General features: G+C 40.3%; 11 protein-coding genes. All 11 read right to left on the reverse strand.

What is annotated here, in order from left to right:
- Positions 1 to 286 precede the first annotated feature (286 nt).
- The 11 genes from rhaM to bglB all read right to left on the reverse strand — a co-directional run bounded on the left by rhaM (position 287) and on the right by bglB (position 10,767).
- Entirely contained in the window at positions 287 to 601 is a 315-nt protein-coding gene (gene rhaM / locus V7266_RS10410) for an L-rhamnose mutarotase (RefSeq protein WP_335467818.1), read from the reverse strand.
- Complete coding sequence (locus V7266_RS10415) at positions 598 to 2,601, reverse strand: beta-galactosidase (RefSeq protein WP_335467819.1); 2,004 nt, start codon at positions 2,599 to 2,601, stop codon at positions 598 to 600. Before V7266_RS10415 ends, rhaM begins: the two co-directional genes overlap by 4 nt.
- A gap of 47 nt (positions 2,602 to 2,648) precedes the next feature.
- On the reverse strand, positions 2,649 to 3,341 hold the full coding sequence (locus tag V7266_RS10420; protein WP_335467820.1) for a rhamnogalacturonan acetylesterase: 693 nt from the start codon (positions 3,339 to 3,341) through the stop codon (positions 2,649 to 2,651).
- Between the two features lie 80 nt (positions 3,342 to 3,421).
- The gene (locus V7266_RS10425) at positions 3,422 to 4,450 is read right to left on the reverse strand and encodes a glycoside hydrolase family 88/105 protein (protein WP_335467821.1); all 1,029 of its coding nucleotides are present in this window, start codon (positions 4,448 to 4,450) and stop codon (positions 3,422 to 3,424) included.
- A gap of 17 nt (positions 4,451 to 4,467) precedes the next feature.
- Positions 4,468 to 4,626 (reverse strand): hypothetical protein, encoded by a 159-nt coding sequence (locus V7266_RS10430; protein WP_335467822.1) that lies wholly within the window; start codon positions 4,624 to 4,626, stop codon positions 4,468 to 4,470.
- Between the two features lie 28 nt (positions 4,627 to 4,654).
- Positions 4,655 to 5,962 (reverse strand): Gfo/Idh/MocA family protein, encoded by a 1,308-nt coding sequence (locus V7266_RS10435; protein ID WP_335467823.1) that lies wholly within the window; start codon positions 5,960 to 5,962, stop codon positions 4,655 to 4,657.
- Positions 5,963 to 6,090: 128 nt separating this feature from the next.
- Positions 6,091 to 6,846 carry a 2-dehydro-3-deoxy-D-gluconate 5-dehydrogenase KduD gene (gene kduD / locus V7266_RS10440; protein WP_335467824.1) on the reverse strand — a complete coding sequence of 252 codons (756 nt, stop codon included), beginning with the start codon at positions 6,844 to 6,846 and terminating at the stop codon, positions 6,091 to 6,093.
- 22 nt (positions 6,847 to 6,868) lie between these two features.
- Positions 6,869 to 7,711 (reverse strand): sugar phosphate isomerase/epimerase family protein, encoded by an 843-nt coding sequence (locus V7266_RS10445; protein WP_335467825.1) that lies wholly within the window; start codon positions 7,709 to 7,711, stop codon positions 6,869 to 6,871.
- A 65-nt stretch (positions 7,712 to 7,776) separates the two neighbouring features.
- Positions 7,777 to 8,607 carry a 5-dehydro-4-deoxy-D-glucuronate isomerase gene (kduI, locus tag V7266_RS10450; RefSeq protein WP_335467826.1) on the reverse strand — a complete coding sequence of 277 codons (831 nt, stop codon included), beginning with the start codon at positions 8,605 to 8,607 and terminating at the stop codon, positions 7,777 to 7,779.
- A 43-nt stretch (positions 8,608 to 8,650) separates the two neighbouring features.
- Positions 8,651 to 9,664 (reverse strand): sugar kinase, encoded by a 1,014-nt coding sequence (locus tag V7266_RS10455; RefSeq protein WP_335467827.1) that lies wholly within the window; start codon positions 9,662 to 9,664, stop codon positions 8,651 to 8,653.
- A gap of 17 nt (positions 9,665 to 9,681) precedes the next feature.
- On the reverse strand, positions 9,682 to 10,767 hold the full coding sequence (gene bglB, locus V7266_RS10460; RefSeq protein WP_335467828.1) for a beta-galactosidase BglB: 1,086 nt from the start codon (positions 10,765 to 10,767) through the stop codon (positions 9,682 to 9,684).
- Positions 10,768 to 11,112: the final 345 nt, after the last annotated feature.

An 11,112-nucleotide genomic window follows, 5' to 3' on the forward strand; every position in this document is an offset into this window, starting at 1 on the left:
CTTTCTTCATTCATGTTTTCTCCAAATATTTAATTTAGAATATTCAAAACTTTTAATTCAGCGCAGTGTAAGCGTAATCATATTCCTTATATTGTATATCATTCTACAATTTTTTTAAACCACTGAAATACTAGAAAATTAGAGATGGTTTCAAATAAATTAAAACTATAAAAAACCATATCACCTGACATGATATGGATTTCAACTATTTCTATATATTTTTTAACGATTGCTATCCTGTTTCTAAGTAAGCTGCGTTCAAAAATTTAATGACGTAACCCAACCTTTAATCCAAATAAAATACTTGCTTTAGTTCGATGGCTACCGGACTATTATCAGGGTTGGTTTCCATAATATCTTTCATATAAGCCCACCATTTCTGGCAAACTTCGGTTTGAGCCATAGCATTCCACTTTTCTTCACTTTCGATTTCAACATAGGCAAACAGATTATTCGTTTTTTCATCAAGAAAAATCGAGTAATGATGGGCTCCGTGATTTTTTAATTCTTGCGCCAGCTCGGGCCATATTTCATCATGGCGTTTCTTGTACTCTTCGTGAAATCCTTCAAACATCTTCATGACTGTTGCTTTTCGTATCATCTAAAACACTCCTTATCATTAATACGAATGACCCTATATTCAAATTTGCCGATTTCAAGTTTTCCCGGGCTTACTTTTCTATTATTCTGTAAATCGATTCCTTCCATTGGCAAGGTGACGCTTCCACCATTCCCGTCCATGTTGATTACAAACCAAACAGTATATCCATCACCCTGTCTTGGAGCAACAATGGTTCCTTTTGTTACGTCTGTTCGAAGTGATAAATTGGCTTCTAGTGAATAATGATCCACAAGTTTCTGTAACATTAGAGCTCCATCCGCCCCTTGAGGCATGGAACCAAGCATGACCATTTTTCCTGCCCCAAGACGATGCTCGGTAATAAAGGATTTTCCTTCAGAAAGTCCCTCTTCAATGATGCCAACTGACTTTTCTTGGTCAAATTCGAATACTGAACTCCACATTCCAAGCGGTGCAGATACATCAAAGGCACGGCCGATGGTTCCACTGTTATCCATAGGATAAGTAAATAAAACCTCCACACCAGCAGTATTCTCAAGTTCTCCCAAAGCTCGATCCGTATGGACCGTATGGGACTCAGTCCTTCCTCCTGTTAAAGGACCTGCGATCCAGACTCCGCCATTTTCAACAAATTGCCTCGCACGGGCTAAAAACTCTGATGACACATAAGGGATAAACGGTGTCAATAATACTTTATATCCCTCAAGGCTTGCCCCTTCAGGAATAAGGTCGCGATGGATCCCCATTGATAATACTTTTTCATAAAAATCTGTTACTAACGCGCGGTGATTTAACCCACGGTGTGATTCCGTTTTCAAAAATGCCTTTGCCCGATCGGAATAGGTGATGGCCAATTCTGCCTGACTCGGTCTTGTTTCAAGGATAATCGGTTCGATTTCTCTTCTCATCTTCTCTACTTCCAGCACATTGGCATAGCCCACTGTTGGTTTTCCCCATGCACTGATAACCGAACTATGCGGCTGCTCGCAGCCGGCACGCTGCTGTCTCCAGAGCCAATATGAAAATCCTTCCGCCCCTAATGCATAAGCTGCAGCAGCCTCGGCTTTTAAATAGCCATTGGGATGCGGGCTTGCATAGCTCTCGAGTGATGCTGCATACGAAGTGCTCGTTTCCATTACCCAAAAGTCTTTGCCTTTCTTAAAGTTCCGCCACAAATCGCTGTTAATAAGGTAGGCAGGGAAATTATCGATGGTGGCGTATGTATCAAATGAAGCAAAATCAAGATTTTGAAAGAGTCTCTCATTATCAACACTAAACATAACGGAACTATTATGGGTAATCGGTGCACCTGAATATTTTCTAATAATCGCTGCTTGTTCATCGCAGAACTCCGCAATTTTTTCCATAGAGAATAATTGATACATCGTACTTAATGATGAATTGTGTAAAAATGGTGCATGACCTGGCTGTGGTACTTGTTCAAAGCTGTGGTAATATTCACTCCAAATTTGCGTACCCCATGCTTCATTTAGCTGCTCGATCGTCCCATAACGCTCCTCTAACCACTGATGCCATAATTCTTTACATGAAGTGCACATACATTCACTTACATGGCATTTGAATTCATTATCAATCTGCCAGCCTATTACACCTGTGAGACATCCCACTGCTTGAGCAATATGTTCCGTGATCAGCGTAGCTCTTTCACGGAAATAGGGATGGTTGGTGCAGGCATGCTGTCTTGAGCCATGTCCCATAACTCTTCCATCCCGCTCGACATACATCCTTTCCGGGTGTCCGTCTGTGAACCAGATTGGCGGTGTGGGAGTCGGGGTGCACATTACAGTCTCAATACCATTTTCATAGAGTTTAGTAATTACATTCTTAAAGAAGGATAAATCAAACTCTCCTTCTTCCGGCTCCATGTTGGACCAAGCAAATTCACCCATTCTTACAACATTAATTCCTGTTTGTTTCATTATTTCAATGTCTTCATTTATTACGTTTTCATCCCATAGCTCAGGATAATAAGCTGCTCCGTGATATAACTTTTTGCCCAATGGACTTCACCTCAGTATTTGTATTTAGGCTTAATGATTCTATCAATCTATTCTTTCATAAAATCAGTGATAGGTAATTGTAATTCCTTTATTCCTTCTACGACTAATTTGGCGACTTCACTTGCTCCGTGTTCACAAAAATGAGTGTTATCCTGTATCCCTTCTGGGTAATTAGGATGTACATTAGGCTCAAACCATGTAAATAATTGCTTTGAACCCTCTACACCTAATGATTCATATAGCTTACTTGTCTTTGTTAATAAATCAATTAGCTGTACTTCCAGCCGTCCAGCTAATTGAATCATTGATTGAGGATAGTCCCCTAGTGAGTGCACTAAGTTATCCTTTTCATCAAAATGTCTGCGATTTACGGAGGTAATCAAGATCGGAGTAGCTCCTTTTTCCCTAGCACCTTTAATATATTCTGTCAGGTATGACTGATACGTTGTAAAGGCTTCTGTCCCATATGGTTTTTGGTCATTATGTCCAAATTGAATGAACAAATAATCTCCCTGCTGAATTGACTCTAGAATCGTTTCTAACCGTCCTTCTTCAATAAAACTGTTTGTACTGGCTCCACCTTTTGCATGATTATGGACTTTTACCTTATCCGTGAAAAAGGATTGAAAGACCTGACCCCACCCCGCCATGGGTGCTTCAAGAGGCGGGCAATTAGCAACCGTCGAATCACCTGCCAAATAAATGTTGACTGCCCGATTCGAATTCCTCTCATTTTCCATTTCTTATCTGCTCCCTAATTTTGATTATGTAAAAATACCTGTGGAAGGAAAATCCCTCCGCAGGTTTCGAACTGTTTACTTTAACTTTTTTTTGCGTATTTTAATAATAAGGATAAAAAGGCCAGCACGAGGCCCTGCCCCCAGCCCTGAACCCTTTTATAAGGAACTCCTTTATACCCTTCGGCATCATCCATGACCGCGGTTCCAGCTGAAACATTCATGATGGACCCGTCCTCTTTAACTTGCTTCAGGATACCATCCGTTGATTTTTGAACATTCTTGTTATACAGTTTCCCTTTTGTTAGTAAAGCTGCTGCAATCCCTGCGGAACCTGACGTTTCTAAATATGATTCAGGATCTGTCACAATCGTATGCCAAAGTCCTGATTCATCTTGTAAGCGAACCAATGCACTTAGCTGATCACGGAGTGACCCTTCTATAATCATAAAAGATGGATGCTGCACCTTCACAAGCTCCAAAGCTCTAGCCATTGTGTAGGCAGCCCAGCTGTTTCCACGGGCCCAGAAAATCCCGGACATATGGTTTTGAGCAATATTGTCCCAGCCATGATAGTATAGGTTCGTCAAGTCATCCTGGAGAAACTGCTCATGACCATGATATTGCTTTAAGCCGAAATCAATGTAATCCTTCCGATCGAGCATATGACCCATTCGTAAGAGAAAATAGCCCGCCATAAACATCGTATCGACCCATGCCTGCTCGGGGAACACGTTCTTGACACCGTTTACAGTATGCTGCAAAACACCATCTGCAAATTTCTCTGCATCATTTAATAAGAAGTCTGCCATTTGAATGGCATATTCTAAGTATTTTTCCTCGTCCGTTGCTTTATATAATGTAATGAGGGTATGTCCGATGGAGGAGGCATTCACCGTTAGCTTGGGCAGTCCATCCTCTAATTCTTCATCGACCCAATTCTTAATAAACTCCAAATATTTTTTCTCGCCAGTTGCTTCATATGCTTCGGCAACACCGAAAAAGGCAACACCGCCCGGCCAGTCCCAGCTGAAATCCATTTTTGAGGTCCTATCGACGACGAGTTCAATAGCTTCTTTTACTTTTTCTTCATCAAATACAAGTTGAGGCATCTTTATCCCACCCAAAATTAATAAATATAGATAGTTGGCATAACTTTTTGATTCAATTGAGCTTGAAATGAAACTTTATCGGCGCTTTTTTGAGCCATATCGGCTGTTTTTGGAATTTTATCGGCGCTTTTTATTAACTTATCGGCGCTTTTTCCCATTTTATCGGCGAAACTCAAAAAACACCGTTTGTCCCCTAATAGTTCACTAGACTAATTGAGAAGAATCACTTGTCTGCTTTAATAATTCTTTAATACTAAAAGGTCGATTTTCCTTAGCTGACCGCCAAACGCCCTCACCTAATGCAATGGAATAGGCCCCCGCTTCGGCACCTGCTAAAATTTGATAAGGACGGCTCGGATCCACCCCCATGAAGAGATCTTCTTGAAGTAACGGATCTCCCCCACCATGTCCCCCATCATTTTGCAGGACATGAATAATTTCTTTTGAACCAAATAGTGGATAATACTCAATCGTCTGTTCCGGGAATGGGAAAGGAATTCTGCTTGGTTCATGAAATTCCGTCGTTTCAATTCTCCCTTTTGTCCCGTTTATAGCTAATCGATAACCTTCATATGGAAGCGAAAAATTAACGGAGTAGCTTAAAAAAGCACCTTTATCATATTTAACCGTCACGGCATAGGTATCTTCAATTTCAATTTCATGATCGAAAATACAAGAGTCAGGGCGGTAATTCGTATAATTTTGTGCCGACTTTTCAATACCTTCGGATTTAATATGATCATCTTTAATTGCCAAGTTATTTCGGCGATTCGACCAGCGCATATAATATTGGCAATCTTGTTTTTCCTGGCAAGTACTGCAATAACGATGATCGGTTGGACTTGGATTTAATTCTCCGTCTTTGCCGTAATAATTTAAGGCACCATAGGCAAAGACCTGGTCCGGTTTTTGATCAATCCACCAATTGACCAAATCGAAATGGTGAGTTGATTTATGAATCGATAAACCGCCTGAACGATTTCGATCGCGATTCCATCTTTTGAAATAGCTGGCACCGTGATAGGTGTCGATATACCAGTTCAAATCAACAGAAGTAACTCTGCCAATTTTCCCTTCTAAAATCATCTCCTTAATTTTCCGATGGAAAGGATTGTATCGGTAATTGAAGGCTACAATTATTTTTCCATTACTTCTTTCCTCCGCCTCCATGACCCTTTTGGCATCGTTAGCATTAGTAACCATCGGCTTTTCCGTGATAACCGTTAAATCATTCTCTAAACCTTGTAAAATATAATCGATATGGGTATCATCCCGGCTCGTCACCACAACCGTATTGGCATTAGTCTCTTTAATCATTTGTTGAAATTGATTTGGATGATAAGCAGGGATAGAACTTAAGGATGGAAAACTTTCCTTTGCGATTTCCATTCTGCGTCCATCCGGATCGAGTAACCCTACAATTTCATTTTGCTGCGAAAATTGTGTTAATACTGGCTGAATAAACATCCCAAGTGCACGATTGCTCAGGCCGCAAACTACGATTCTATTCATTTTGTTCCCTCCATTGCCGCATGTTAAGTTTGTTTTTTACTTACCTATAAAAAATCCCCATCGTAATTCTGTTGTAAGCAAAATTAAAATGGGCATTTTTGATTGAATGAACTTTATGGTTTGTTCTATTAAGAGCTTAACCAGCCGCCGTCTACCGGTAAGATGTGGCCATTAACGTAATCGGAGGCGTCAGAAGCTAGGAAAACGACCGCTCCTTTTAAATCTTCTGGAGTTCCCCAACGTCCTTGTGGAATTCTTGAGGTAATGGAAGCATTCCGGCTTTCATCTCCACGAATTGGAGCCGTATTATCCGTCACCATATAGCCTGGTGCTATCGCATTTACATTGACGCCTTTTCCTGCCCACTCATTTGCAAATGATTTTGTCAGACCTGCCACCGCATGTTTGCTGGCTGTATAAGCAGGTACACGTAATCCCCCTTGGAAAGATAACATGGAGGCAATATTAATGATTTTCCCTGAACCTTTTTCAATCATATGTTTGCCCACTTCACGGCATAATTTGAAAACGGCATGTTGATTGACATTAATGACTTCATACCAATCCTCATCTGAGAAATTCTCCGCCTGTGCACGACGAATGATGCCGGCATTGTTTACTAAAATATCAATTTGTCCGGCAACGGATAAAGCTTCCACAACAAGCTCACTTGGCGCCCCTTGCTTGGATAAATCTATTTTAAGGTCATGAAAAGTTCCGCCGATTGCTTCAATCTGCTCACGAGTTGCTGACATATCGCTCATGCCTGCACCAATGACGGCTGCCCCCGCTTCTGCTAGACCTATTGCCATGCCTTGGCCAAGTCCCCGGCTAGCACCAGTGATAAGGGCCACTTTCCCTTCTAATGAAAATAGAGATTTCATGTGTCTTCCTCCTTACAAGTCTTTAGGCTTGTTCGTACTTATTTTTTAAGAAAGCTAGACTTTCGTTAATAAAAGGTTCTGTCGTTTCTTCCATTAAAATATTAAGATACGGCTTTTTCTGTTTAACCTGTTTCAAGACAACATCATAATTTAATAGTCCCTGGCCAACTGCCACTGTCTTCAATTGGTTATCCTTTACAACAAAATCTTTGGCATGGAGGATGACAATTCTGTCACCAAGCAGTTCAAATGCTTCCTGGATAATTTTGTCCTGGTCATGATAAGTATCAATCGTTAATAGATTGACAGGGTCAAGAATTACCTGAAGATTATTGGAATTGACCATGTCCAAAAGCCTTTTCATCACTTTCGAAGAATAAATTGGATGATTCACACCCGCTTCAATCCCAACAATGACTCCAAATTTCTCCGCTTCCTGCACAAGTTCCCGAACACTTTCAACCACTTTCTGAAACGGCTCTTCTTTAAAATTTTCAACTGTATAAACAATTTCTGGATTGACGTTACCTGTTTCGGTCGCCACTATACTGCAGCCAAAATCTCTTGCAAAGCGGATATGCTCTTTAAAACGTTCGATCCCTTTTCTCCGTTCTGCATGGTCAGGATGAATCATGTTGAAATAACAGCCTAATACGGCAATTTGAACATTTTTTCGTGCGAACGCTGTTCCAATATGATGGGCCAAACCAGGACTTAATGTCCCTGGTTCGAGCTTCATATAATCAAAGGATTTACCTAAGGCTAACTGAACAGATGTGAGCCCTTTTCCTGCTATCTCTTCTACTAACTCTTCTAGGGGACGATTTTCCACATCATGTGCTCGGATGCCAATGTTCAACTCCATCACCTACAATCTGTTTTTGTGAGATACTCATTATCATTCAAGAGTTGATTTATACTTGTAAGCGACTACCTTAAATCTTCCATTTTGACATGGTCCATGTCATCATATGTGATGTTTTCACCGCACATCCCCCAAATGAAGGTGTAATTGCTTGTAGCAGTTCCTGTATGAATGGACCAGCTTGGGGAGATGGCCGCTTGTTCGTTTTTCATAACCAAGTGTCTAGTTTCATCCGGCTTACCCATGAAGTGGAAGACACGAGTTTCTGGTTCCATATCAAAATATAAGTAAACTTCCATCCGGCGTTCATGAGTATGGCATGGCATGGTATTCCAAACGCTTCCAGGGGATAACATTGTTAATCCCATTTGAAGCTGGCAGGACTCACATACATTCGGATGAATATATTGGTGGATTTTTCGTTCATTAAGGGTTCCAGGGCTGCCTGCTTCAAGCGGTTTAATTTCATTAATATCAATCTTTACTGTCGGATATTTATGGTGTGCAGGAGTAGAATTGATATAAAATTTAGCCGGATTTTTAGGATCATTGGATCTAAATAAAACCTCTTTGGTTCCTTTTCCTACATATAAGCCGTCATAACGCTGCATATCATATTCTTCACCGTCAAGAATGACAAGGCCGTCTCCGCCAATATTGATAATCCCCATCTCACGGCGTTCTAAGAAATAACTAACACCTAGCTCTTTATCAAGCTTAATGGTCAATTCCTTTTCTGCCGGTGTAACGCCTCCGAATATCATGCGGTCCACATGGGTATATGTTAGATGGACTTGGTCCGTTTCGAAGAGCGTTTCTACTAAAAATTCCCTTCTTAGCTCCTCAGTATTATATTTCTTCATATCTTCCGGATGATGTGCATAACGAGTTTCCATTTTTCATTCTCCTTTTCTATGTTTCTATATTTATTAAAAGTCCTTATCGGACGATTTTGCCTGCTTCATTGTCCAATACTTTTGTTATTTCCTCTACTGTAAAGGCATTGCAATCTCCGTGAATGGTATGCTTTAAAGCTGATGCCATTGACGCGAAAGATATGGTCCGAGAGAGCGGCCATTTTTCTAGGATGCCGTGCAACACACCAGCCGCAAAGGCATCCCCGCCGCCAACCCGGTCCACAATATGATCGATTAAATGCTCCTTGGATTGGAACAGCTCACCTTTTGTATAGATGTTGCCTTGCAGCTTATTGGTCGAGGCCGAAAGAACTGTTCGAAAAGTAGAGCTCATATATTGGATGTTCGGGTACAACTCAGTTATTTTTTCATAGTAGTATTTAAGTTTTTCTTCTTTTAAAAGTGAGTCATTTGCAGGTTCGATGCCTAGTAAATGAACTGCATCCAATTCTCCACAGAAACAGATATCAATATAACTCAAGAGCGGCTTTATCGCTTCCGAGCACGCTTGCTGGCTCCATAGTGAAGCCCGATAATTAGAATCAAGACTGGTCATTATACCTGCTTCTTTTGCTTTCTTAACTGCCAGCAGCACGAGATCTCTTAAATTCTGTGATAAGGCAAGTGTAATTCCGGTAACGTGAAATAAGTCAATTCCTTGAAATAATTCATCAAAGTTTAATTCTTCGACCGTTAAACCAGAAAAGCTCGAATATTTTCGATCATACGTTACTTGTGCACTTCTCCCGCCTACTCCACTTTCAAGATAATAGGTTCCTAATCTCTCTCCGCCTTTAATCAGGGAATTGGTATCAACACCATAAGATTTTAGATGTCGTTCCACCGCAGCGCCCAGTGGGTTACTCGGGATTTTGCTGACAAATTTGACGTCATGGCCAAACTGTGAAAGCGACACCGCCACATTGGCCTCTGCTCCGCCGTAATGCATAAGCAAGTTATCTGCCTGAAAAAGTCTTTCTCCTGATTGAGTAGAGAGACGCAGCATAATTTCTCCAAGCGTCACTATTTTTTTCATGTTAATACCCCTCTAACTTAAATTCTGTAATACAAGTACTCTACTAACGAAAGAATAGCCATGGATTGTCCATAAGGCATCCCAGTTACGGGGATTTCCTTGTAAAACTCTTGTGTTTCTCCCATTGCTGTTCCTGCCGATACATGCTGCAATTCCCCGTTTTCGTCAATATTCTCAACCACTGCCTGTATCGCTTTTAGTCCCATATTTAAATACCTTTTATCCGTATAACGTTTCCGAACAGCCTTTAAGGTTCCAAAAGCGAAGCCTGCTGTACAAGACGCCTCCACATAAGAGGTTGGGTCATTTAGCACTGTATGCCATAAACCGCTTTCATTTTGGTGTGTTTCAAGCGCTTCAATTTGTCTATTAAGCGTGTCAATTAGGATTTGACGGACAGGATCGTTGTCAGGTAAATCTACTAAATCTAAAAACTCTGGAATCGCAATCGTGACCCAGGAATTGCCGCGGCCCCATAGGGCTTCCGCAAAGTTGTGATTTCCTTCAAACGTCCAACCGTGGAACCATAATCCCGTTTTCTTATCAAACAGGTATTTAATATGTACCAAGAATTGTTTTTTTGCTTCTTCAATATACTCAGGCTTGTTCAGTAATAAACCGATTTTGGTTAATGGTAATACACTCATCATTAAGGTGTCATCCCATAATTGTTGATAATTCTCCGATCCAAACACGACATGCTGGATCCCGCCATCCTTAGTTCTTGGCATATCATGATAGAGCCAATCCCCCCAAGTTTCTAAGTATGGAAGATAAGCAGGATTGTTGGTTTCTTCATACAAATAGGCTAGGGTTAGCATTTGTACCATTGTGTTAACGTTTTTTTCGACCGGCGGTTCTTTAAACTGATCGTCGAACCATTTTACAATGATATTTAATACGTTTTCATTTTTTGTCAGTTTATAATACTTCATCATTCCATACAGGCCGACACCTGCTGTCCATTCCCAATAGTTAAAGCTCTTATTATCAATTTTTCTGCCATCGGCAAGCGGAATGGCATACTTCCCGTCTGGATCACTTAAGTTAACTAGGTTATCAATCAGTAATTCAATTTTCTTTTCAATTTCATTTCTGTGCAATTTGATTACCTCCACTAATGTTATTGCAAGAGCATGCGTATAAAATGAATTTTAGTGTTAAGCATTCACCTTTTATTATATGGAAACCCTTTCTTTAAATAAATTTAAAATTCCGTTTTCTTTTATTAAAAAACAGTGTTTTCTTAAGACTGATTTTCAAGCAAATATACATTCTTTGAAATGGGCAGTTTTCCTTATTTTTTTTTACCTTGTTAGTACCTTTTCGAAACAGCAGCATATCGGTTCTTTTGTACTGTGAAAATAGTTACAAATTGTCTTTTTATTGATAGGAACACACTGTATTTTCACTAAAAATAACGGAATTTTAAATTAATTGTTCAGAAT

The sequence above is a fragment of the Neobacillus drentensis genome (assembly GCF_036965645.1).
Lineage (GTDB): Bacteria > Bacillota > Bacilli > Bacillales > Cytobacillaceae > Neobacillus > Neobacillus drentensis_D.